The organism is Bacillus sp. LJBS06 (genome assembly GCF_016924995.1).
Lineage (GTDB): Bacteria > Bacillota > Bacilli > Bacillales > Bacillaceae > Bacillus > Bacillus stercoris.
Genome location: NZ_CP070483.1, coordinates 241014 through 264354, shown reverse-complemented (window position 1 = coordinate 264354; position 23341 = coordinate 241014). Strand labels below are relative to the sequence as shown.

Annotated in this window: 23 protein-coding genes; 9 read left to right on the top strand and 14 right to left on the bottom strand. The window is 45.2% G+C overall.

Annotated features, from left to right (window positions below):
* The first annotated feature begins 84 nt into the window (after positions 1-84).
* The 4 genes from JQX68_RS01450 to mmuP all read left to right on the top strand — a co-directional run bounded on the left by JQX68_RS01450 (position 85) and on the right by mmuP (position 5133).
* Positions 85-1068, top strand: a complete 984-nt coding sequence (locus JQX68_RS01450; RefSeq protein WP_205440467.1) for a glutaminase — start codon at positions 85-87, stop codon at positions 1066-1068.
* A gap of 21 nt (positions 1069-1089) precedes the next feature.
* Positions 1090-2526: an alanine/glycine:cation symporter family protein gene (locus JQX68_RS01445; protein WP_014662627.1), complete on the top strand. Its 1437-nt coding sequence runs from the start codon at positions 1090-1092 to the stop codon at positions 2524-2526.
* Positions 2527-2652: 126 nt separating this feature from the next.
* Entirely contained in the window at positions 2653-3600 is a 948-nt protein-coding gene (gene mmuM, locus JQX68_RS01440) for a homocysteine S-methyltransferase (protein WP_205440466.1), read from the top strand.
* A gap of 120 nt (positions 3601-3720) precedes the next feature.
* Positions 3721-5133 carry an S-methylmethionine permease gene (gene mmuP, locus JQX68_RS01435; protein WP_205440465.1) on the top strand — a complete coding sequence of 471 codons (1413 nt, stop codon included), beginning with the start codon at positions 3721-3723 and terminating at the stop codon, positions 5131-5133.
* 36 nt (positions 5134-5169) lie between these two features.
* Here the strand turns inward: mmuP and JQX68_RS01430 are convergent, their stop codons facing one another.
* From JQX68_RS01430 to gamR, 3 genes are all read right to left on the bottom strand, one after another.
* Positions 5170-6240, bottom strand: a complete 1071-nt coding sequence (locus tag JQX68_RS01430) for a branched-chain amino acid aminotransferase (RefSeq protein WP_041521238.1) — start codon at positions 6238-6240, stop codon at positions 5170-5172.
* A gap of 209 nt (positions 6241-6449) precedes the next feature.
* On the bottom strand, positions 6450-6725 hold the full coding sequence (locus JQX68_RS01425) for a DUF1648 domain-containing protein (protein WP_069148885.1): 276 nt from the start codon (positions 6723-6725) through the stop codon (positions 6450-6452).
* Positions 6726-6758: 33 nt separating this feature from the next.
* Positions 6759-7466, bottom strand: a complete 708-nt coding sequence (gene gamR, locus JQX68_RS01420; protein WP_003234841.1) for a transcriptional regulator GamR — start codon at positions 7464-7466, stop codon at positions 6759-6761.
* 218 nt (positions 7467-7684) lie between these two features.
* Between gamR and nagB the strand changes: the two genes are divergently transcribed.
* The 3 genes from nagB (at position 7685) to gltP (ending at position 11731) form a co-directional block, all read left to right on the top strand.
* Positions 7685-8434, top strand: coding sequence for a glucosamine-6-phosphate deaminase (nagB, locus tag JQX68_RS01415; protein WP_040084296.1), 750 nt, complete (start codon positions 7685-7687; stop codon positions 8432-8434).
* Between the two features lie 20 nt (positions 8435-8454).
* A complete protein-coding gene (gene ptsG, locus JQX68_RS01410) occupies positions 8455-10350 on the top strand; it encodes a glucose-specific PTS transporter subunit IIBC (protein WP_205440464.1) in 1896 nt (631 codons plus the stop codon).
* A gap of 136 nt (positions 10351-10486) precedes the next feature.
* Positions 10487-11731, top strand: coding sequence for a glutamate-aspartate/proton symporter GltP (gene gltP, locus JQX68_RS01405; RefSeq protein WP_069148882.1), 1245 nt, complete (start codon positions 10487-10489; stop codon positions 11729-11731).
* Between the two features lie 34 nt (positions 11732-11765).
* Here gltP and trhO read toward each other — a convergent pair whose 3' ends face one another.
* The 11 genes from trhO to purT all read right to left on the bottom strand — a co-directional run bounded on the left by trhO (position 11766) and on the right by purT (position 21376).
* Entirely contained in the window at positions 11766-12734 is a 969-nt protein-coding gene (gene trhO, locus JQX68_RS01400) for an oxygen-dependent tRNA uridine(34) hydroxylase TrhO (protein ID WP_014662617.1), read from the bottom strand.
* Between the two features lie 208 nt (positions 12735-12942).
* Positions 12943-13821, bottom strand: coding sequence for a helix-turn-helix transcriptional regulator (locus JQX68_RS01395; protein ID WP_136654912.1), 879 nt, complete (start codon positions 13819-13821; stop codon positions 12943-12945).
* A 108-nt stretch (positions 13822-13929) separates the two neighbouring features.
* Positions 13930-15270, bottom strand: coding sequence for an erythromycin esterase family protein (locus tag JQX68_RS01390; protein ID WP_147772846.1), 1341 nt, complete (start codon positions 15268-15270; stop codon positions 13930-13932).
* A 105-nt stretch (positions 15271-15375) separates the two neighbouring features.
* Complete coding sequence (locus tag JQX68_RS01385; protein WP_014662615.1) at positions 15376-15654, bottom strand: hypothetical protein; 279 nt, start codon at positions 15652-15654, stop codon at positions 15376-15378.
* Between the two features lie 54 nt (positions 15655-15708).
* A complete protein-coding gene (locus tag JQX68_RS01380; RefSeq protein ID WP_040084306.1) occupies positions 15709-16500 on the bottom strand; it encodes a phosphatidylserine decarboxylase in 792 nt (263 codons plus the stop codon).
* Positions 16493-16981 (bottom strand): DedA family protein, encoded by a 489-nt coding sequence (locus tag JQX68_RS01375; RefSeq protein WP_014662613.1) that lies wholly within the window; start codon positions 16979-16981, stop codon positions 16493-16495. Before JQX68_RS01375 ends, JQX68_RS01380 begins: the two co-directional genes overlap by 8 nt.
* A complete protein-coding gene (pssA, locus tag JQX68_RS01370) occupies positions 16972-17505 on the bottom strand; it encodes a CDP-diacylglycerol--serine O-phosphatidyltransferase (protein ID WP_040084308.1) in 534 nt (177 codons plus the stop codon). The genes JQX68_RS01375 and pssA overlap by 10 nt, the downstream gene beginning before the upstream one ends.
* 198 nt (positions 17506-17703) lie before the next feature.
* The gene (gene cesB / locus JQX68_RS01365) at positions 17704-18588 is read right to left on the bottom strand and encodes an enantioselective carboxylesterase CesB (protein ID WP_147772845.1); all 885 of its coding nucleotides are present in this window, start codon (positions 18586-18588) and stop codon (positions 17704-17706) included.
* Between the two features lie 171 nt (positions 18589-18759).
* On the bottom strand, positions 18760-19158 hold the full coding sequence (locus tag JQX68_RS01360) for a YbfJ family protein (protein ID WP_069148878.1): 399 nt from the start codon (positions 19156-19158) through the stop codon (positions 18760-18762).
* Positions 19121-20062 (bottom strand): extracellular metalloprotease Mpr, encoded by a 942-nt coding sequence (gene mpr / locus JQX68_RS01355; protein ID WP_014662610.1) that lies wholly within the window; start codon positions 20060-20062, stop codon positions 19121-19123. The genes JQX68_RS01360 and mpr overlap by 38 nt, the downstream gene beginning before the upstream one ends.
* Positions 20063-20206: 144 nt before the next feature.
* Entirely contained in the window at positions 20207-21376 is a 1170-nt protein-coding gene (gene purT / locus JQX68_RS01350) for a phosphoribosylglycinamide formyltransferase 2 (protein ID WP_255220397.1), read from the bottom strand.
* A gap of 191 nt (positions 21377-21567) precedes the next feature.
* Between purT and JQX68_RS01345 the strand changes: the two genes are divergently transcribed.
* Both JQX68_RS01345 and JQX68_RS01340 read left to right on the top strand, forming a co-directional pair.
* On the top strand, positions 21568-22395 hold the full coding sequence (locus tag JQX68_RS01345) for an AraC family ligand binding domain-containing protein (RefSeq protein WP_014662606.1): 828 nt from the start codon (positions 21568-21570) through the stop codon (positions 22393-22395).
* Positions 22392-23312, top strand: coding sequence for a DMT family transporter (locus JQX68_RS01340; protein WP_205440463.1), 921 nt, complete (start codon positions 22392-22394; stop codon positions 23310-23312). The genes JQX68_RS01345 and JQX68_RS01340 overlap by 4 nt, the downstream gene beginning before the upstream one ends.
* Positions 23313-23341 lie beyond the last annotated feature (29 nt).

The following is a 23341-nucleotide window of genomic DNA, read 5'->3' as shown; positions in this document are numbered from 1 at the left end:
TTTATGAAAGCGTTTAACGCCCCTTCAGCCTTCGCTTTGATAAACCTCAGTCCTTAAAGAAGAAAATCAGTGAGGAGGAATTCGATGAAAGAATTGATAAAAGAGACTCTGAAAGAAATAAACCCGGCGTCACAGCTGCATCAATGGGTTGAGCATTATCGCCCCTTTGCCGCCAATGGACAAAGTGCAAACTATATCCCCGCTTTAGGAAAAGTCAATGACTCACAGCTCGGCATTTGTATATTGGAGCCTGACGGAACGATGATACATGCCGGCGATTGGAACGTCCCTTTTACCCTGCAAAGCATTTCCAAAGTGATCAGCTTTATCGCCGCCTGCATGAGCCGCGGCATTCCCTATGTGCTGGACCGCGTAGATGTCGAACCGACAGGCGACGCCTTTAATTCAATTATTCGGCTCGAAATCAACAAGCCGGGAAAGCCCTTCAATCCCATGATCAACGCGGGCGCCCTCACCATCGCTTCGATTCTTCCCGGAGAATCGGCATACGAAAAGCTCGAGTTTCTTTACTCGGTGATGGAAACTTTGATAGGAAAACGGCCGAGAATTCATGAGGAAGTATTTCGTTCTGAATGGGAAACCGCCCACCGCAACAGAGCGCTGGCCTACTATTTAAAAGAAACAAACTTTTTAGAAGCTGAAGTAGAAGAAACACTTGAGGTGTACTTGAAGCAATGCGCTATGGAGAGCACCACAGAAGATATTGCGTTGATCGGCCTGATCCTTGCTCATGACGGGTATCATCCGATTCGACGCGAGCAGGTGATTCCAAAAGATGTGGCAAAATTGGCCAAGGCGTTAATGCTGACGTGCGGCATGTACAACGCTTCAGGCAAATATGCGGCGTTTGTCGGCGTGCCGGCCAAAAGCGGCGTCTCCGGCGGCATCATGGCGCTGGTGCCTCCAAGCGCCAGAAGAGAACAGCCTTTTCAATCCGGATGCGGCATCGGCATTTACGGGCCTGCAATTGATGAATACGGTAACAGCCTCACTGGCGGTATGCTGCTGAAGCATATGGCACAGGAGTGGGAACTCAGTATTTTTTAAACATAAAAAAGAGGTGATTGTATGCAGCAAATCCTGGAACATATCGTCGGTATCGCAAATGATCTTTTGTGGTCAAAGCTATTAATTGTATTGCTTCTTTCTCTTGGAATCTATTTTACGTTCAGGCTTAAGTTTTTACAGGTTCGCATGTTGAAAGAAATGGTGAGAGTGTTAAGAGAAGGTGCTGCTTCCCGGTCGAAAAACACCATTTCTCCGTTTCAAGCTTTTTGCATCAGCATGGCAGCCCGTGTCGGAACGGGAAATATTACGGGCATTGCCATCGCCATTGCACTCGGCGGGCCCGGTGCAATCTTCTGGATGTGGATTATCGCCATTATCGGATCAGCATCCAGCTTTGTGGAAAGCACACTGGCTCAGATTTATAAAGTGAAAGATGTAAACGGCTTCCGCGGCGGGCCGGCGTATTACATGGAAAAAGGGCTGAACAAAAGGTGGATGGGCGCGCTGTTCGCTGTGTTAATCACCCTATCGTTCGGTATCGTCTTCAACTCGGTTCAATCCAATACAGTCAGCCTTGCCTTTGAAAACGCGTTCGGCACAAACCGCCTGACATTGGGACTCATTTTAATTGCTGTATTCGGCACGATCATTTTCGGCGGAGTCAAGCGCATTGCAAAATTGGCTGAATCCATTGTCGTCGTATTGGCTGTTCTGTATATCGGAGTTGCGTTTTTCGTCATTTTCACCAACATTACGCAGCTGCCAGATGTGCTTGCGCTAATCGTGAAAAATGCGTTTGGTTTTGACCAGGCCGCCGGCGGGGCTTTGGGCGCGGCACTCATGCAAGGCGTCAGACGGGGAATCTTTTCAAACGAAGCGGGAATGGGGAGCGCACCGAATGCCGCTGCCACCGCCACAACAAGCCATCCCGTCAAACAGGGGCTGATCCAAGCTTTTGGTGTGCTTACTGATACACTGGTCATTTGTACAAGCACCGCCTTTATCATTCTGTTTTCGGATGCCTATCATACTCCGGGTCTGAGCGGAATCGCCTTGACACAAGCCTCTCTAAGCTCCCATGTCGGATCATGGGCATCAGGCTTTCTCGCCATTCTGATTTTGTTATTCGGATTCTGTGCTTTAATCGGAAACTATTATTATGGCGAAACCAATATTGGCTTTTTGAACAAAAGCAAAAAACTGATATTCGTTTACCGTATCGGCGTGCTGGCGATGATTGTGTTTGGCTGTGTCGCCAAAGTCCAGCTCGTCTGGGATCTTGCTGATTTGTTCATGGGCTTGATGGTCGTCGTGAATTTAATAGCAATTTTCTTATTATCAAAGGTCGTTTTTACAGCGCTGAAGGACTATACACGCCAGAAAAAAGCTGGCAAAGATCCGGTCTTCTATAAAGATGTGCTCAAAAACCACAACGGCATTGAATGCTGGCCGCTTTCTGATACATCGTCAGACTCACACAACAAACAAATATCATAAAAAAGAGGTGTTCAGACATATGGGCTGAACACCTTTCTCTATTTGCGTTTATTGACAAACACGTAAGCCTCCATTACGATTTTCATATCTTTTTAAAAAATCTGAAAGAAGGCATCGGTACATTCTATGAATCCTATCCAACACATACTAGATACATTCCCGCTTATTGTGCTAGACGGCGCCATGGCGACCGAGCTTGAACGCAAGGGCTGTGACTTGAACGACAGTCTGTGGTCGGCAAAAATCCTGATGGAAGAGCCGGACCTGATTAAACAAGTTCATACTGATTATTTCGCAGCAGGTGCCGATTGTGCGATCACCGCCAGCTATCAGTCCACATTTGAAGGCTTTGCCGCACGCGGGCTGAGCGAAGCGGAAGCACGCCGGCTCATCGAGTTGTCCGTCAGCATCGCAGCTGAAGCACGTGATGAATTTTGGTCGTTTGAAGAGAACCGTTTGAATCGGCCAAAACCGATCATTGCGGCTTCTGTAGGCCCTTATGGCGCTTATCTTGCAGATGGTTCTGAGTATCGCGGCAACTATGCAATATCAGAAGATGAACTGATTGAATTTCATCGTCCCCGGATGAAAGCGCTGATTGAAGCCGGAGCTGATGTTTTGGCATGCGAAACGATCCCGTGTCTGACTGAAGCAAAAGCGATTGTGCGGCTGTTGAAGGAATTTCCCGAAACGTATGCGTGGATCAGCTTCAGTGCCAAAGACGGCCTGCATATCAGTGACGGAACACCGGCCGCTGACTGCGCGGCTTGGCTTGATGAACATCGCCAAATTGCAGCGCTCGGCATCAATTGTACGCCGCTTCAGCATATTTCTTCCTTGATAGAGGAGTTAAAAAAGAACACGTCAAAGCCGATCATCGTCTACCCGAATTCAGGTGAGCAATATGATCCGGGAACTAAAACGTGGAACGGCGCAGCATGCGCAGAATCTTACGGGGCAAGCGCCCGCATCTGGCATGAAAAAGGTGCGAAGCTGATCGGCGGCTGCTGCCGGACAAAACCCGAAGATATTCAAGAAATCGCGGCTTGGGTCCGCTCTTTAAAAACAACTTGACTTATCGGAATTGTTTGTATATTCTAACTTAAAGCCGGTTCGCCGGAGTCTCGTGTCACTACCTGACATGAGATTTTTTATTAGGAAGGAAATAAATCGCCGATAGAAAGTTGGAAAAAGATGGACTCTGCTCACAACAAGAATGAGACAACCTTTCAGAGAAGTATGAAAAGCCGGCACCTCTTTATGCTTTCCTTAGGAGGTGTCATCGGAACAGGACTGTTTTTAAGCTCTGGCTATACCATTCAGCAGGCAGGCCCCGCTGGAACGATACTTGCCTACTTAGTCGGGGCCGGAATTGTCTATCTGGTCATGCTATGCCTCGGTGAGCTGTCAGTCGCCATGCCTGTGACCGGCGCCTTTCACACCTATGCAGCCAAATACATAGGGCCTGGCACCGGCTTTACGGTCGCTTGGCTGTACTGGCTGACATGGACCGTGGCATTGGGATCGGAATTCACAGCAGCCGGCCTGTTAATGCAACGCTGGTTTCCCCATACGTCGGTTTGGATGTGGAGTGCCGTATTTGCACTGTTCATTTTCTTGCTTAACGCATTTTCGGTCAGGTTTTTCGCTGAATCAGAATTTTGGTTTTCCAGCATCAAAGTATTAGCCATCATATTATTTATTCTTTTAGGCGGTTCTGCCATGTTCGGCCTCATCCCCATCAAAGGCGGAGAAGCCGCTCCGATGCTGTCTAACTTCACGGCGGAAGGCGGGCTCTTTCCCAATGGATTTGTTCCGATATTGATGACGATGCTGTCCGTCAATTTCGCCTTTTCGGGAACGGAACTGATCGGAATCGCAGCGGGTGAAAGTGTTGATCCGGACAAGACGATACCAAAAGCGATTAAAACAACGGTCTGGCGCCTCTCACTCTTCTTTGTCGGAACAATTTTTGTGCTGTCAGGGCTGATTCCGATTCAAGATGCAGGTGTCATCAAAAGCCCGTTTGTCGCTGTCTTTGATAGAGTCGGTGTACCATACGCGGCCGATCTCATGAACTTTGTTATCCTGACAGCGATCCTGTCAGCGGCTAATTCCGGACTCTACGCTTCTTCCCGGATGCTGTGGTCTTTATCAAAAGAAAAAACGCTTCATCCGACATTTGCAAAGCTGACGTCAAAAGGAACCCCGTTTAACGCGCTGGTGTTCAGCATGATCGGCGGCATTCTGTCGCTGCTGTCCAGTGTATTTGCACCAGACACTGTATACGTTGTGCTCGTGTCGATTTCCGGTTTTGCTGTCGTTGTCGTGTGGATGGGAATCGCTGCATCTCAATTCATGTTCAGAAAACGTTATATCGAAGCGGGAAACAAAGTTACTGATTTGAAATACAGAACGCCTTTGTATCCGATCGTGCCGATTGCAGCGTTTCTGTTATGCCTGGCTTCCGTCATTGGCATTGCCTTTGATCCGAATCAAAGAATCGCACTGTATTGCGGCGTTCCGTTTATGGCCGTTTGCTATGCAATGTATTATGTGAAAAACCGCAAAAGCCTGCCGGCTGCTGATATGACTCATTCAAAATAAAAAGAACCTGCCTTCAGGCAGGTTCTTTTTCAATTTTTACACTTCCACTGTCCAGTTGAACGGGCCTTTTACCTTGCCAAGCTGGATATCTGTTATCGTTTCATACAGCTTTTTCGAGAGATCCCCGATTTGCCCGTCGCCTACAATCACCGTTTTTCCATGAATGTTGAGTTCACCGACAGGCGTAACGACGGCTGCCGTGCCTGTGCCGAAGACCTCTGTCAATTCTCCGCGTGCAGAGGCTGCATACACCTCATCAATTGATATTCTCTCTTCACGAACCGGAATGCCCCAGCTTCGAATCAATTCAATCGCAGACGCGCGTGTCACCCCGCTTAAAATGCTTCCGCTTAAAGCAGGTGTGACAGCTTCCCCGTTTATGACGAAAAAGATGTTCATGCTCCCTACTTCTTCCACATATTTCTTTTCAATGGCGTCCAGCCACAGTACCTGGTCATAGCCCAGCTCATTCGCTTTCCGCTGTGCCTGAAGACTGGCCGCGTAGTTTCCAGCCGTTTTTGCAAATCCGACTCCGCCGTTGACCGCCCGCACATACTCATCTTCGACATAGATTCTAACCGGCTTCAGCTGATCGTCGCCATAATAGGAGCCGACAGGCGAAAGCACGATCATAAATGTATAGCTCCTGGATGCCTTCACACCGAGACTCGGTTCTGTGGCAATGACAAAAGGACGAATATAAAGTGACGTTCCTTTTTGCTTTGGAACCCAATCTTTCTCCAGCTCAACTAATTGCGTCAATGCCTCAAGCACAAGCTCTTCGTCTAAAGGGGGCATGCTCATTCGCTCACACGATCTGTTCAGCCGTTTGATATTTTGATCCGGACGGAACAGCAGCACCCTGCCATCCTCTGTTCTGTATGCTTTTAACCCTTCAAAAACAGCCTGCCCGTAATGAAAAACAGAGGAAGACGGATCGAGCGTAAGCGGTGCGTACGGTGCAATTCTAGGATGATGCCATCCAATTCCCTCTTCGTAGTCCATCACAAACATATAATCTGTAAAATATTGTCCAAACCCCAAGGAAGACGGGTCGGGCTTTTCCTTATAATATCCAGTTTTTTCTCGTTCAATAAGCTTATTCAATCTGATCAGCACACCTTTCATACAATTGTTTAAATATTCAGTCTTTTTAAAGCTGCAAAAAATATACAGCCCTTCCTTTCATGATACGCCGCTCCACACCGATAAATTTCAGAATATTCTTTAGGATCATCAGCTATTATACACCACATTCATTGTCAGATGAAGCTGAAATTAAAGAAAAACAGCCAGTTTTATTCTGGCTGTTTGATTTAGACCGCTAAACATAGGACGACAATGTGGCAAATCAGCAAAATATACACTGCGAACACTAATTGCCAATTGATCTTCCGCGCCCATGCAAACACCACCATCAAAACAGGCAGCAGCACAGTCCCCGCCAGCTTGTTCACTGTCAGATCCGGGCTGTTCGCTACATCATAATGAATCGGCATCTGCGCCGGCAGAAAAGGGTAAAACACGAGTGAAAGGATAAATGCAGCAATCACAGCTCCCCACAGCACTTTTCCATTCGTCAATAGAAACATAGAACGACCATTCCCTTCTTATCACGTATTGCTTTATGAATGATATGACTGTTCTACGGTGAATTTCGTTCGGTCTCCCCGCGTAATAATTTGCGCATACTCCACCACTTCTTCATTTTTATCATAGGTAAGGGATTCTGATAAAAACGCAGGCGCTCCGACATTGGTTAATAAGTGGCCGCTGATCGTTTCATCCGTTAAAATCGGTTCGATCGATTCCGTTCCCCTGCTGATTTCAATATTGTATTTTGTCCTTAACAATTCAAACAGCGAGCCGGTGCATTCCTCCTGCGCCAGCCCCGGTGCCGCCTTCCAGGGAATATACGAGGTATGATACTGCAAAGGCTCCCCCTCGGCGTATCTGACTCTGACAAGCTTGTTGACAGGTTCATTCTCTTTCATTTTCAAAAGCTCGGCAATGGAGTGATCAGCGGGTATCACCACAAGCTCAAGCACTTTTGATTCAGAACGCAGGCCTCTCATTTGTTCTGCAAAGCTCGTAATCTTATGCGGAATCGGCGTTTGTATTTTTGCCGCCGATACAAACGTCCCTTTCCCCTGAATTCTCTTAATATATCCTTCAAGCTCTAGCTGCTGCAGGGCCAGTCTCACAGTTGTTCTGCTGACATCATATTGTTCGCAAAACTCACTCTCCGTCGGCAGCTGATCATTCGCCTGATATTTGCCCGACTTAATTAATTCAATGATTTTAAACTTGATAACAGAATATAAAGCTGTCATTTCATTCTCCCCATTCTGTATGCAATCCGTTCTTTTTCATTGAGACCATAATACCATTTGCCATCCCAATATGAAAGATTTGTATCCTTCCTTTATAACAAATTTTCAGAAATTTATATTGACAGTTTGATAACGCTGGTGCTAAATTCGTAATGACAAGTATCGAAAATTGGTCATAACAAATATGGTGCTTGTCTATCTCTTTGAGGGGGTGTCACATGAAGATTCTGATCGCTAATCACTACGATGAACTCTGTAAGTTAAGCGCTACCATTATTAAAGAGCAAATACAAGCTAAGAAAGATGCCGTTCTCGGCCTGGCAACCGGAAGCACGCCGGTCGGCTTGTACAAGCAGCTGATTTCAGACTATCAGGCAGGTGAAATTGATTTTTCAAAGGTTACTACATTTAATTTGGATGAGTACGCTGGTCTCTCTCCATTTCATCCTCAAAGCTATAACAAATTTATGTATGAGCATCTTTTTCAGCATATCAATATGCAGCCTGATCATATTCATATCCCGCAAGGAGACAATCCGCAGCTTGAGGCTCAATGCAAGGTATACGAAGATCTCATCCGCCAGGCGGGAGGCATTGATGTCCAGATTCTCGGCATCGGCGCCAATGGCCATATCGGTTTCAATGAACCGGGATCTGATTTTGAGGACCGGACACGTGTTGTGAAGCTTTCAGAAAGCACGATACAGGCAAATGCCAGATTCTTCGGCGGTGATCCGGTGCTGGTGCCGAGACTCGCGATTTCAATGGGCATTAAAACCATCATGGAATTCAGCAAACATATTGTGCTTTTAGCAAGCGGCGAAGAAAAAGCAGACGCCATTCAAAAGATGGCTGAAGGTCCTGTCACGACAGATGTACCGGCCTCCATTCTTCAAAAACACAATCATGTAACCGTTATCGTCGATAATAAAGCAGCTCAAAAATTAAAGAGTGCACCATACTCATAACACAATAAAAGGAGACTGTCATGTTTAAAAAGGCATTTCAAATTCTGCAGCAGCTTGGCCGCGCGTTGATGACTCCGGTTGCCGTCCTGCCGGCAGCGGGCCTTTTGCTCCGTTTCGGAGACAAAGACTTACTGAACATCCCTATTATAAAGGATGCGGGCGGCGTTGTATTCGATAATCTTCCGCTGATTTTCGCCGTCGGGGTCGCGATCGGATTAGCCGGCGGCGAAGGTGTAGCCGGACTTGCCGCTGTCATTGGATACTTAATTTTAACCGTTACCCTCGACAATATGGGAAAATTACTCGGCCTTCAGCCTCCGTATGAAGGAGCCGAGCACCTGATTGATATGGGAGTTTTCGGAGGAATCATCATCGGGCTTCTCGCCGCCTATTTATATAAGCGGTTTTCATCAATCGAGCTGCATCCGGTCCTTGGATTTTTCTCTGGAAAACGCTTTGTCCCGATTATTACGTCCGTCAGTTCATTAGTGATCGGTGTCATTTTCTCATTCGTTTGGCCGCTGATCCAAAATGGAATTAACGCAGCCAGCAGTTTAATTGCCGATTCAACAGTCGGCCTGTTCTTTTATGCAACGATCTATCGTTTGCTGATTCCTTTCGGCCTGCATCATATTTTTTATACACCTTTCTATTTTATGATGGGAGAATACACAGACCCGTCAACAGGCAACACCGTAACCGGCGACCTGACAAGGTTTTTCGCGGGAGACCCGACAGCAGGGCGCTTTATGATGGGGGATTTCCCTTACATGATTTTCTGTCTGCCGGCAGTTGCTCTTGCCATTATCCATACCGCGCGTCCGGAAAAGAAAAAAATGATCTCCGGCGTTATGATTTCTGCGGCGCTCACATCTATGCTGACCGGAATTACAGAACCGGTTGAGTTTTCTTTCTTATTCGTTGCACCCGTGCTCTATTTTATTAACTCTATTCTTGCCGGCGTCATCTTTGTCGTTTGTGATTTATTCCATGTCCGCCACGGCTATACGTTCTCAGGCGGCGGAATTGACTACGTCTTAAACTACGGACTGTCAACAAACGGCTGGGTTGTCATTCCTGTCGGGATCGTGTTTGCTTTCATTTATTATTATTTGTTCCGATTTGCGATTCTGAAATGGAATTTGAAAACGCCCGGCCGTGACACAGATGAAGACGGTCAGAATGAGGAGAAAGCTCCAGTCGCAAAAGACCAGCTTGCCTTTCACGTGCTGCAGGCCTTGGGCGGACAGCAAAATATCGCTAATCTGGATGCGTGTATCACAAGGCTTCGCGTGACCGTTCATCAGCCAAGCAAAGTCAGCAAAGATGAATTAAAACGGCTTGGCGCAGTAGGTGTGCTCGAAATCAACAACAACTTTCAGGCGATATTCGGAACAAAATCCGATGCCTTAAAAGACGACATCAAAACGATCATGGCCGGAGGCGTCCCTGACACCGCCGCCGCGCTGGACACGGAAACGGACAAGCAGCAAAATCCTGTTTCCGACGAGGCCTTTATTTATCCGCTCAAAGGAGAAACAGTCTCTCTGGGGGACGTGCCTGATCAAGTCTTTTCAGAAAGAATGATGGGCGAGGGGTTCGCGATTAATCCAACAGAAGGAAAAGTCGTTGCACCTGCGGACGGCGAGATCGTCTCGATCTTTCCAACAAAACACGCCATCGGCTTTATGAGCGCCGGAGGCACCGAAATCCTGATTCATGTCGGCATTGATACTGTCAAATTGAATGGGGAAGGCTTTGAAGCACATGTCACGAGCGGACAAGCCGTCAAACAAGGTGAACTGCTTCTCACATTTGATCTTGATTACATCAAGCAGCATGCCGCTTCAGCCGTAACACCGGTTATTTTTACAAATATCTCTGAAGATAATATGAAGCACATTCAAATGAAGTAAAAAAGTCCCCCCTGCTGCAGGGGACTTTTTCGCCAACATAATGAAAGCGTTACCAAAATAAAATAACTTGAAAAAAGGGGTTTGCATTAGAATCACGAATGATATGAATATGCCTTCATTCTAAAGGGGGATTCATTTGAAAAAATTAATCGCGTTTCAAATTTTAATCGCTTTGGCTGCCGGAGCGGTGATCGGCCACTTTTTTCCTGATTTCGGGATGGCACTCAGGCCTGTCGGAGATGGATTTATCCGCTTGATTAAAATGATTGTTGTGCCGATTGTGTTTTCTACCATTGTCATCGGAGCCGCAGGAAGCGGAAGCATGAAAAAAATGGGCAGCCTCGGTATCAAGACAATCATTTGGTTCGAAGTGATTACCACGCTTGTATTGGCGCTCGGTCTTTTATTAGCAAATGTCTTAAAACCAGGTGTCGGGCTTAATCTTTCCCATTTGGCGAAAAAAGATATCAATGAACTGTCAGGCTACACTGAAAAAGTTGTTGATTTCAAACAAATGATCCTCGATATTATCCCTACAAACATTATTGATGTCATGGCCAGAAATGATTTGCTTGCCGTAATTTTCTTTGCGATTTTATTCGGTGTCGCCGCTGCCGGTATTGGCAAAGCCTCTGAACCCGTGATGAATTTCTTTGAATCCGCCGCTCAAATTATGTTCAAACTCACGCAAATCGTTATGGTCACTGCTCCTATCGGCGTGTTAGCCCTGATGGCAGCTTCTGTAGGCCAATATGGCATTGAACTCCTCCTTCCTATGTTTAAGCTGGTTGGCACAGTATTCCTTGGCCTGTTCCTAATCCTCTTTGTCCTCTTTCCGCTTGTCGGTCTCATCTTTCAGATTAAGTATTTCGAAGTATTGAAAATGATATGGGATCTGTTTTTAATTGCATTTTCCACCACCAGCACTGAAACCATTCTCCCTCAGCTGATGGATAGAATGGAGAAATACGGCTGTCCCAAACGAGTGGTATCATTCGTCATTCCCTCCGGCTTGTCATTGAACTGTGACGGCTCAAGCTTATATTTGTCGATTTCTTGTATCTTTCTGGCGCAGGCCTTTCATGTAGACATGACATTGTCCCAGCAGCTCCTCATGATGCTTGTGCTTGTGATGACCAGTAAAGGCATTGCAGCTGTTCCCTCTGGCTCGCTTGTTGTGCTGCTGGCGACTGCCAATGCTGTAGGACTGCCGGCTGAAGGCGTTGCCATTATCGCGGGTGTTGACCGCGTCATGGACATGGCGCGAACAGGCGTGAACGTTCCGGGACATGCGATCGCCTGCATCGTGGTGTCAAAATGGGAAAAAGCCTTCCGCCAAAAAGAATGGGTTTCCGCAAACAGCCAAACCGAAAGCTTATAAAAAAAGAACACCTCATTCCGAGGTGTTCTTTCCATTATTCAACAGAAGCATGTTCTTCTGTTTCAATCGCTGCCAGTCTTGCATTTACTTCTTCTTCTGTCATATTATGCTCTTTCACATACAGGTTTCTTGGATTCGTGCGGCACTCGTGGCTGCAGCTGCGCATATATTTATACTCATTTTCCGGTGTGCATATCATTTTTTTATTGCAAGATGGATTCGCGCAGTTCACATAACGCTCACACGGTTCTCCTGTAAAGTAGTCTTTTCCGACAATCACATGCTCGACACGGTTGACAGGCACGCTGATTCTTTCATCAAATACGTAGCACTGGCCGTCCCAAAGCTTGCCTTGCACCTCAGGATCTTTTCCGTATGTCACGATGCCGCCGTCAAGCTGGGCTACATCTTCAAAGCCTTGCTTCACCAGCCATCCTGAAAACTTTTCACAGCGTACGCCGCCTGTACAGTACGTTAAAATCTTTTTGCCTTCAAGCATATCTTTGTGTTCTTCGATCCATTCCGGTAATTCGCGGAAGGCTTCGATGTCAGGACGGACTGCACCTCTGAAATGGCCAAGGTCGTACTCGTAATCATTACGCGCGTCGATTACAATTGTGTTTGGGTCCTGCATCTTCTCATAAAATTCTGCTGGCTTCAAATGTTGACCTGTTGTTTCATTCGGATCGACATCATCTTCAAGACGAAGCGTGACAAGCTCTTTTTTATGGCGCACGAAGATTTTTTTGAAGGCATGGCCTTCTACTTCATCAATTTTAAATACCATGTCCGCAAAACGAGGATCAGCTTTCATTGTTTCCATATATTTTTCAGTCTGTTCAACCGTTCCTGATACCGTACCGTTAATTCCTTCAGAAGAAACAAGGATACGGCCTAACAAACCAAGCTCCTTACAAAAAGCCAGATGCTGCTCTCTAAACGCCTCTGGATCTTCAATCGGAACATATTTATAGTAAAGTAATACTCTGTATTGTTTTTCCATGTTTTAAACACCCTGTTCAATTATAGTTAGTTGCTATGCACACTCTTACTATATCATACAGGAAAATGCCGCAAAGATGAACAGATCCGCCCAGACTGATAAAAATATCCAAGCTCTTACAAACCTGCGTGGTACAAGGGTTTCTGAATGACGGATAGTATTTTCCATTAACTTACTAATAAATGTAGTTGTCTGAAAACTATTATTATCATTCCTCTTCAAAAGATAAATTTACCGGTTCATCTAAAAGCTCTCCCGGCATTTCAAGATTTGTTGAAGGTACGCTCTTATCTACCTCTTCAAAAACAACATGATCCATCCACACCTGCCCCGGTCCAGATAATTGAACGCCAAAGGATATCACTGCGCTATTTTCTGGAACATCTAAAACGATAGCATAATGATTCCAATTGGTTGTTCCAGTAATAGGTCTGTTGCTCATATTATCAAATTGGAGAACATCATCAGCGGCACTGTCAACCCTCATCCAAAGCGAGGCAAAATGCTGCACTCCTTTTGTTTTGATAAAACTTGATAGACGAAGCCTTTTTCCAAGATAGCGGCCTGCTTTGAATTGCTGCATCATCGTCGCAAATTCACCGATATCCTGCACCATTGTTGACTTTAAATACCCTGAAGCTTTTCCCTGATGTACATTTTCCCGGTCAATCCCCATTTCGAATTGGAACGGATGGCTCCCGCTCAATACCCAGCCCTTCATTTTTTTCTCCATGTAAGATTCCTCCTTTTTTGAAGTAAAGCGTTTCATAAATGTTCGGTATGCACCTGGCGGCATGTGATACATCTTTTTGAACGTCCTCGTAAATGCTTCTTGAGATTCAAACTGAAAATACAAAGCAATATCGATAATACGAAGATCTGTATAAAGCAAAGCCGCTGCCGCATTCGCAAGACGTCTTAAGCGAATATAAGAAGCAACCGACATACCGACTTCTTTTTGAAAAATCCGATGAAAATGGAATTTTGAAAAGCTTGAAACGTTTACAATATCCTCGTTTGATATTTGCTCATGTAAATGTGATTCAATCCAATTGATTGTTTTCTGGACAGCCTTTTCATAATACATTGCACGCTCTAATCTCCTTTCTGTTTTAGAATAATGGATCACTGATTATATGTTTTGATTATTTTTGCGATATGTAAAAATCCCCTGTTAGAGCACAGGGGACACTGGTCACTTGATAATGACTGACGGCGTGATATGCTCCAGCCAAATGACACCGTCATATTGTTCCTTCAGGATCATCTGCTCTTCCATGTTCCCCCAATAGAGCGCAGTCCGCGGGGTATACATCCACGAAGTGCCTTTCTTGTTTTTTGTATGGAGAAAATCAACAAAGAGAGCAGGATGGTCCGCAGCTTTTAGCAAAGCTTCAAGACTTCCAGACGGCGGCGGGCTTGTAACCGGCATAACCGTCTTATTATCGGAACTATTCAGACTTGCACCAGAGTAAGCATAAATGCCAATCGTATATGTTTGTTTCTTCAGCCGCTCCGGCAAATAATCACCCATGTTAGGGCCGTTTAGCTGTACCCAGTCCTTTATCATTTTCGTATTCTGTTTGCGAAGATGGTAATTGTGGCCCCAGACAATGATTTTCTTTTTCGGATAAAGGGTTTCGGCTACCCACTGAAATTGTTCAGCCATCATGCGGTCTCTCATAAAGAATGAAAAATCCTCAATATTCTCCGGATACTCCTCTAGTTTTTCTTTCATTTCTTCCAGCATATACGTTTCCATGACGTCAATTCTCAGCTGAAGAGAATGCATAAACATCTCATAAGCTTTCGGCTCTTTTGGAAGGTTTTCTTTTAGCTCTGAAGCATGTGTTTTAGTGAACTTGATCAGCTTCTGATAGTTTTTCACAAGCTTTTCCTTCTTTTGCGAAAATTTATCAAACGTGTTGCTGTCTGTCACTAATGTTGAAAAATCATTTTCTGATTGGGAGAGCAACTCTGCTTTCTCAGGGTCCACCGCTTTTACCCATTGAGTCGCAGCATCATTGAATGAATTCTTCATGCTTTGAATATCAAAACCGGTAAGGATCAGCGGATCCCCTTTCTCTTTTTGCTCTTTCATGTAATCAAACAATTCAACGACATCTTCTGTGTGCCATATAGCGTAAATGGAGTTTTTCATCGTGCTTTTAGGGGTTAATTGGTCCATATTAAGGTAGGATGCATTTGTATCAGGAAAGCCGGACTCAAAGGCCAATACATCGTATCCCAGCTCTTCGTGGAGGTATTTGATCATTCTGACCTTTGTGGCATTCATTTCGCCAGCGCCATGTGTCGTTTCTCCTAATTGAACAATTCGTTTCCCTTTCAGCACCTTCTTCAGGAATCGAAGGTCTTTGTTTGAAGCATGGGAAGCATCCAGTGGCTGTGCATGTCGTTCAATCCAGGAATCCCAATGTTTTTCTTCAGAAGCAGCACGAGCGGAGGCTGAAAAAGAAGAAAACGCCAGACAAACGATCAGTAGCGGCAGGGTCATTCTCACTATGATTCGTTTCAATTCTATCTCTCCTTTTCTATTAGGTTCTCTAGTCGTTACGAGATAGATATTGAAAAAGTTTCCTTTTTTCCGCCAACAAAAAAAGCTTCTCTGTTGAAAGAAGCTTTAGCTGGATTCTCTCATCACCTGATGAAAGTAAAACCGATATGTATTTCGTAAAAATGTCTCAACCGGAAGCTGCACATCCGCTTGGTATTTGCTGATGATAAAGGGAAACCGCTCGATTCCTTTTTCGCGCAAATTGTTCGCTTGCTCTTCATCTATTGCCGTCTCTTGCAAAACCGCTTCAATAATCGGACAGCACGCTTTCCGCACTTGCCTCAGGACGGCTTCATCTCCGGTGTTCTGATAATCTGTAATCCAGCTGATGATTTGTTTCTCCATGGGTCTCACCTTTCTTCAAAAAAAGAGGCGCTGCGTCTATGCAAGCTCCTCTTTTTACTCTTCGTAACCTATCAGTTCTCCGACTTGAACTTCTTGGCCTTCTGTTAAATTGGCGGAAGGCTGGAATGCGTCTTTTTCAAAAATCAAAATGACGGTTGATCCAAATGAAAAGTATCCCAGCTCCTCGCCGATCTCCAATTCAGCACGGGTATTTGTCTGCACGATAGAATTAATATTCATCGCGCCGACAGGAATCATCAGGACATTTCGGCTGCCGCCATTCAGTTCATACACAAACCGATAATTTTTCGACAGCACATCTTTTCCGTATTTTAAGCCTAATTGATTTACCGGGTATGAGCGATTTCCGAGCTCGGCCAGCTTTTGATACCTGCAGCTGATCGGAGAATGGAAACGGTGATAATGACGCGGGCTTAGATACAGCACAACGAAGTATCCGCCGTTGTATTGATGGTCTGCGCTTTTACAGCCAGTCAGCTCAGCGAATGAGTAATCTTTTCCCTTTACCGTAAAGGTTTGATTCGGGTTGATGATTCCTACCGTCTGAACCACACCGTCAACAGGGCTAACCACCGCATGCGCCTCTTTTGAAACAGGGCGCCGCTCCAGATTAATTTGTCGAATGAACAATTCGGACAGCGATCCGTAATCAGCAGCCGTCCCGTCCACATCATCCCAATTCAGCCGAAAATGTTTTGAGAACAGCGGAATGACCGGTTTGCTGATTTTCGACTCGCAAAATCCTTTAATCAGATAGGATGACAGACGATGATTCGTCAGCTCTATCAATGATCGATACAGAATCTTTACAGCCGTATTAAACATGAATAATCCCTATTACCCTTCCGATTGTAATAAAAACAAAGCACCACAAAAAGGCACCGATTGCCGCAAACGCAATATACGTTTTCAAATCCATTTTGCCGATCCCCGAAAAGTAGCATGTCACATGTCGGACGCCGGGAATAAAATAACCTAAAATAAGAGAATATGGACCGTATTTCTTCATCCATTTTTCCACTTTCATCATTCTTTTTTCTTTTAAGCCGACCCACTTGCCGTACTTATCGATAAACGGGCGTCCGGCTTTTCTGCCAATCATGTAGCTGATCAGCATACCTAACAAAGCCCCGACAAAACTGATCAATATCGAAAGCTCATAATTCAATACATCGGTATGCGTGAAATAGCCAACAACGGTCATCATCACTTCATCTGGAATCGGCAATCCTACAATCCCTAATACGAGCATCAAAAAAATAGCGAGATAACCGTAATCCGCTATGAGCTGCTGAACTAATTCCATCTCCCAGACTCCAGGTTTTCTGCCGCATGTTTTTTAAAATGAGGGAATTTTATTTTACTCACCATTAAATATGAAAGTCCGCAAGCGCCGATTGCCAGAAGGATCGGGTTATAGGTGAAGCTTAGAATAACAAGGCACATGCCCGCAAATGGAATCGGCATACCAATAAATGTCGGGAGTTTGCTTTGTTCAATGTTAAATTTAGAGAGACGAAGCATTCCGCAAATGCTGTACGTCAATGCGCATAAGATCCCTATAAATGGCAGGGTATACAACGCGACACTGTAAGCAAGCATAGAGGGAGCCACCCCAAACGTAACCAAGTCGGCAAACGAATCCAATTCTTTTCCCATATCAGAAACGGCATTCAGCTTACGTGCAGCCATACCGTCAAAGAAATCAAGGAACATGCCGGTAAAAATGAATAGCACTGCTGAATGAATGTTGTGATAGAGCAAGGAATGAATCGCCAGCAATCCGCAAATGAAGTTTCCTATCGTAATCATACAGGGGATGTAATTCACAGTGTAACCAAACCTCCAATTGTAAAACCATCTATATTATTCGACGATAGTAATCGAATAGCGTTTCAGGAAAAAATTTCTTCAATAAGCATGATAACATAAAAAGCCCCCAAAAAAGCAGCATTCAAATTCTATTATTATACAACATTTGTTACCATTTGAAAAATGAATGCCAATCTTTTCATGCCTTTTACTCATTTATTCTCCGCCCAAAAAGGACAAAACGCGTTGATTGACGTACTCTGGCTGCTCCAGAGATAACAGGTGTCCGGCGTCCTTTACGATTTCAGCCTGAATTCCCGGCACCAGCACCGACGCCCGCTCATAAGCCATTTGCTGATGGTACATAACCTCGTGCTCACCGAACATCAGCAGTACCGGGACTTGTATTGATTTCAATTCCTGGTCTGTGAACACGTACGGAAAGCCATTTTCTGTCGGCTTCAGGCTCCTTTGTTCATCCTGCCACGCCGCGCCCTCCATAATTTGGCTTTGCAGTAAAGGATGCAGATCATATCTGTTATCTGTGATCCACTTGATATATGCTTCAGCTCCTCTTGCCCCTGTAAGCGCCGCAGCGTATTTATAGACATCCGGATGAAATGAAATAAACGCTTCAGCGGGACTCATAACAACCGCCCGCTCTACTCTTTCAGGCGCTTGAAGCAAAAAATTCACGATATGGGAGCCGCCAAGCGAAAGACCGGCCAGGTGTGCTGTCTCAAGTCCAAGAGAATCAAAGATATCTTTCATCCATTCTGCAAAATCAGCTCTTGTTTCCATCGCTGCTGATGGTATACTTTTATTTTTGTCTCCTATTATATCGACCGCATATGTACGAAATTGACTGCTCCACGCCGCGATATTCGGATACCACATCGCAGAGCTAAAAAGGCCTCCGTGAAGCAAAATGAGCGAAGGTGCGCCCTTTGGCCCACTTGCAATGATATGTGTTTTTCCAAAACGAGTAGAAACATAGAATGCTTCCGACTCAATCGGCCACAAAGAAAGGCTTTGATTATACGCCTTGTAAAAGCGAAGACCGCTTTCTACCGCGGCAAGCTGCATCGAATCTTGTGTCATCTTCTTCTTTTTCCTCCGGGTTTGATTGATATAAATGAAAGGATAGCGCCCCTTTTGTCTCGTAAGAAAAAATACCTATTTCTTATTATCTCATATTATAAATTTCCAGTATATAGTTTGGCTTCCTGTGATCAATAAAAAAGGCAGTTTCCCTTAAAATCAGGGAAACTGCTATTCTTTGAAGACCAATGGAATGGTGTGATCTTTTTTATCCTCTGTTAATGAAATTTGATGGGTTACTGATGTTTCACCCTTCGTCAACGCGACTGAATAATCGCCTTTTTTACCGGTATCCCATTTGATGTCTCCGTTTTTGTCTGTTTTACCGAGTATCTCGCCGATCTCTGTACTCGGCTCCTCATCTGACGCAGGCGCTTTGACAATCGTCACTTGAACTCCTTCGACCGGAAGCCCCTTAGCATCCTCCACATGAAGAGTGACAGGAATCGTCATTTCTTTTTGTGAAGAATGCGTCTGCGAACTGCATCCGCATAAAAACAAAATAGATATGAATATGGCTAGTTTGCTGTATTTATTGATTTGCCCAATATTGAATATTGTTGAATACATCGTTCGTCACCCTTGTTCCCAAGTTATATGACGATCCCCCGTTCGTGTGAATGGCAATAGCTGTCTGCCCTGTATCACTGTAGTTTCGATATACAGGCGATCCGCTTTGGCAGCCGTACGTATCGGTTGTATAGGTCAGCTTATACGTTTCAGCAGATCGAATCGGCTTTGTATCAGACCACATCGTACCAAAGGTTTTGTCACACGGGAATCCTGTCACTGACGAGGAAAGGCCCACGGGACTGCTGCTGTTTGTAGTCCGATAGCCGTACCAGCCAACCGTGTTTCCAGGAGAACCGTTTAATTTAATAGCTCCGTAATCATAATTGGTGTCTTTGCTTTCCGTCCATCCTTTGACTGAATAAAACATCGTGCCGGAATAAGTTCCGTATGGATATGAAGAATCATTGCGTCCCGGCGCGGCGGTTATCGTTGAAGCCCATCCATGATCCTGGCTGTACACACAATGTCCAGCCGTGACGACTGTATTTGGATTGACTAAAAATCCGGTACATCCATAAGTGCTTGAAGTGTTGGGATACTTGATTGATAGCTGAACGGTTGCTCTATATGGAAAAGAAGTCGTGCTGGAGATTCTGGTGCGTTCATCAGTTCCGATAATGCTCGAAGGCTGTAAGGTTTGAATGTTTTTTTCCAGTTGCGTTTGGCCGCCGTATAATGATTTGCTTGTTTTCCCAGTTCCCTCATAAGGTGCGGAAACCTGTTCTGCTTTTGACGTTTGGTTTTTCGTGGCATCAGCTTCTTTACCGGTATTCGATACAGAAGTTTGCGGATTCTCTGCTGCTTTTGCCGGTACACCGAAAGATACCGCTGCCGCCAAAGCCAAACACAAAACCGTTAAGTAAGCGAACCATTGTTTTCTGAATCTTGGAACTAATTTCATTTTGTCATCTCCCTCCTTTAGTGTCAACCACCCGTATTGATGGAAGACTTTTACATTATAATCAGGTTTCGGATTCTTATGATAAAACTTTTATGGAGAGAGAAAAAAAACAGGCCTTGTGCGATGACAAAGCCTGCTCAAACTCTATTTTATCGTTAGCTGATCCAATGCTTTCTTAGCGTTCTCTCTCGCCGTTTCGACTGTATCAGCAGCAGAAAGCGCAACTGCCATACGCCGTCCGGCTTTCGTTATTGGCTTTCCAAAGACGCGCACTTGTGTCTGTGGGACTGCCAGTGCGTGTTCCAGTCCTTCAACAGTGTAATCCGCTAATTCTTCTGGTGCTTTGAGGGGCCTGCTGGCGCCAGGAGAAAGCTGTGTGATTTCTGTAATCGGAAAGCCGAGAATCGCCCGGACATGCAGCGCGAATTCTGACAAATTTTGCGTTACCAGCGTGACAAGGCCTGTATCATGCGGACGGGGAGATACCTCACTGAAATATACCTTATCTTTCGCAAGGAACAGCTCAACACCAAACAGGCCGTATCCGCCAAGCTCATCCGTGATTGCTTTTGCAATATGCTTCGCTTCTTCTATTTGCTGCTCTGTCATATCATGCGGCTGCCACGATTCGATATAATCCCCGTCCTTTTGCACATGACCGATCGGCTCACAAAATGCCGTACCGTTAACCGCACGTACGGTTAAGAGTGTGATTTCTGATTCGAAAGGGATAAACTCCTCAACGATCACGCGGCCGTTTTTCACCCGTCCGCCTTCCATCGCCGTCTCCCAGCAGCTCTCTAAATCCGCTTCAGAGCGGCACACACTTTGGCCTTTTCCAGAAGAACTCATCAAGGGCTTAACGACACAAGGAAAACCGATCTGAGCTGCCGCTTGTATAAATTCATCATATGTATTCGCAAATTCATAGCCAGCCGTCGCAAGTCCAAGCGTTTCCGCCGCAAGCCGTCTGATGCCTTCCCGATCCATCGTCAGCTTGGCCGCACGGGCATTCGGGATAACGTGAAATCCTTCTTCTTCAAGCTTCAGCAATTCATCCGTCGCAATCGCCTCAACCTCAGGCACAATCAAATCCGGCTTTTCTTTCTCAATGATGGCTCTGATCTGCTCGGGGTCAAGCATATCAACGACATAGCTGTTATGCGCCACCTGCATCGCCGGAGCATGCTCGTAACTGTCAACTGCCACCGTCTGTACCCCAAGACGCTGGGCTTCAATCACTACCTCTTTACCTAACTCACCTGAACCTAACAATAAAACCTTCTTTGATTGATACATCTTTGCCCCTCCTATCTGTTCCAAACCATTATAACTGAAATATTTGAAAAATAAATTTTTATTAAAATAGAAAATATTATAATTTGATTCCTAAACGAAAGCAGGCCAATAAAGATTAGCTTTTTTAAACAGCAACATCATACAAGAAATCCCCCAAAACCATGCTACACTTAATCCAAGACCACCATACCGACAGGAGGCATCCCATGCAAAACGAAACCCGCACACTGCAGCTTGACCCACATCTTCATATAGAAGCCTACCGCTTCAAGGGGATTATGCAAAAGTTCCCGAACCACTTTCACGATTATTATGTGATTGGATTTATTGAAAAAGGGCAACGGTATCTGGCCTGTCAGGATCAAGAATATATCATCAATCCAGGTGATCTTCTCCTCTTTAACCCCCGTGACACGCATAGCTGTGAACAGATTGACGGCCGGACGCTTGATTATCGGTGTATCAATGTCATGCCGGATGTCATGGAGAAGGCAGTGAAGGAAATTACCGGCGCCGGGCATCTCCCTTATTTCTCCCAGCATGTGTTATTCCGCCATGAGCTGACAGCCAGCCTGCAGGAATTGCATATTTTGATATCAGACGAAAAACAAGCTTTGCGTAAGGAGGAGCTGTTTCTTCATCTGCTGGAAGAGCTGATTCGCCACTATTCGGATGTTACGTTCCTTAATAGCGTTCCCGAACCATCCGACGAAGTCAAATTGGTTTGCGAATTTTTAGAAGAGCATTATGCCGAAAACGTCACGCTCAATGATTTGAGTGAATTAACAGGATGGAGCAAGTATCATTTATTGCGTTCGTTTACAAAACAAAAAGGAATTACGCCTAATAGCTATATGGAAACAATCCGGATTAATCAAGCGAAAAAACTTCTTGAACAAGGGGTAAGACCAATTGATGCCGCATTTCAGACAGGGTTCAGTGATCAGAGCCATATGACGAAGTTTTTTAAACGGCAGGTGGGGCTGACACCGAAGCAATACATGAAGATTTTTGAAAAGGAGCTTCACAGATGAACATACAAAGAGAAACTTCCGGGCATATCGCAGCCATTGTGACCATTCTGATTTGGGGGACGACCTTTATTTCGACAAAGGTTCTGCTGGCTGACTTCTCTCCAATGGAAATATTATTTTATCGGTTTTTGATGGGCTTTATCGCTCTGATCCTCGTTCGTCCCAACATGATTCCGTTCAGAAATTGGCGGCAGGAGCTGTTGTTTGCCGGGGCTGGTTTATTTGGCGTAACCTTATACTTTTTATTAGAAAATATAGCTCTCACCTATACATACGCATCCAATGTCGGCATGATCGTGTCCATTATACCGATGATCACTGCGGTTTTGGCCCATTTTCTGCTCGAAGGCGAAAAACTGCGTCTGACTTTTTTCATTGGATTTGTCTCGGCACTGATCGGGCTTTTATTGATTACGTTTAACGGCAATGTGGTACTGCGTCTGAATCCGCTCGGAGACATCATGGCAGCCGGGGCCGCTCTCGTGTTTGGAGGCTACTCGATATTCATGAAAAAATTAAGCGCTTACGAATACCACATCATCGAGCTGACACAGAGAGTATTTTTGTACGGCTTATTGTTTATGGTGCCCGCCTTATTTTTGTTCGACTTCCATTTTGGCCTGAGCCGATTTTCATCCGCTTCGAATGCACTTAACATGCTTTTCCTAGGCATTGGCGCTTCTGCCCTGTGCTTCGCCACTTGGAATTATTCAGTCGGCGTGCTCGGAGCCGTCAAATCCAGTGCGTATATTTACATAGTCCCGGTTATCACAATCGCCGCTTCCGTCCTGATTCTGCACGAAAACATGACATGGATCGCTCTTCTAGGAGGCGCGCTTACACTTTTAGGCCTCTACATTTCAGAGCTGAAACCGAAAGCGAAGCTGATGGAGAACGGATCTAGAATGGATGCTTAACGGCATCTATTTTTTATTTTGTCCTACGT

Coding starts and splice junctions, on each gene's coding strand:
- JQX68_RS01340 (WP_205440463.1), top strand. CDS start 22,392: ATGAACATACAAAGAGAAACTTCCGGGCATATCGCAGCCATTGTGACC.
- mmuP (WP_205440465.1), top strand. CDS start 3,721: ATGGACTCTGCTCACAACAAGAATGAGACAACCTTTCAGAGAAGTATG.
- JQX68_RS01445 (WP_014662627.1), top strand. CDS start 1,090: ATGCAGCAAATCCTGGAACATATCGTCGGTATCGCAAATGATCTTTTG.
- trhO (WP_014662617.1), bottom strand. CDS start 12,734: ATGGAAAAACAATACAGAGTATTACTTTACTATAAATATGTTCCGATT.
- nagB (WP_040084296.1), top strand. CDS start 7,685: ATGAAGATTCTGATCGCTAATCACTACGATGAACTCTGTAAGTTAAGC.
- JQX68_RS01345 (WP_014662606.1), top strand. CDS start 21,568: ATGCAAAACGAAACCCGCACACTGCAGCTTGACCCACATCTTCATATA.
- gamR (WP_003234841.1), bottom strand. CDS start 7,466: ATGACAGCTTTATATTCTGTTATCAAGTTTAAAATCATTGAATTAATT.
- JQX68_RS01425 (WP_069148885.1), bottom strand. CDS start 6,725: ATGTTTCTATTGACGAATGGAAAAGTGCTGTGGGGAGCTGTGATTGCT.
- mmuM (WP_205440466.1), top strand. CDS start 2,653: ATGAATCCTATCCAACACATACTAGATACATTCCCGCTTATTGTGCTA.
- JQX68_RS01375 (WP_014662613.1), bottom strand. CDS start 16,981: ATGGAATTAGTTCAGCAGCTCATAGCGGATTACGGTTATCTCGCTATT.
- mpr (WP_014662610.1), bottom strand. CDS start 20,062: ATGAAATTAGTTCCAAGATTCAGAAAACAATGGTTCGCTTACTTAACG.
- JQX68_RS01385 (WP_014662615.1), bottom strand. CDS start 15,654: ATGGAGAAACAAATCATCAGCTGGATTACAGATTATCAGAACACCGGA.
- JQX68_RS01450 (WP_205440467.1), top strand. CDS start 85: ATGAAAGAATTGATAAAAGAGACTCTGAAAGAAATAAACCCGGCGTCA.
- JQX68_RS01360 (WP_069148878.1), bottom strand. CDS start 19,158: ATGTATTCAACAATATTCAATATTGGGCAAATCAATAAATACAGCAAA.
- ptsG (WP_205440464.1), top strand. CDS start 8,455: ATGTTTAAAAAGGCATTTCAAATTCTGCAGCAGCTTGGCCGCGCGTTG.
- cesB (WP_147772845.1), bottom strand. CDS start 18,588: ATGACACAAGATTCGATGCAGCTTGCCGCGGTAGAAAGCGGTCTTCGC.
- JQX68_RS01395 (WP_136654912.1), bottom strand. CDS start 13,821: ATGTATTATGAAAAGGCTGTCCAGAAAACAATCAATTGGATTGAATCA.
- JQX68_RS01380 (WP_040084306.1), bottom strand. CDS start 16,500: ATGTTTAATACGGCTGTAAAGATTCTGTATCGATCATTGATAGAGCTG.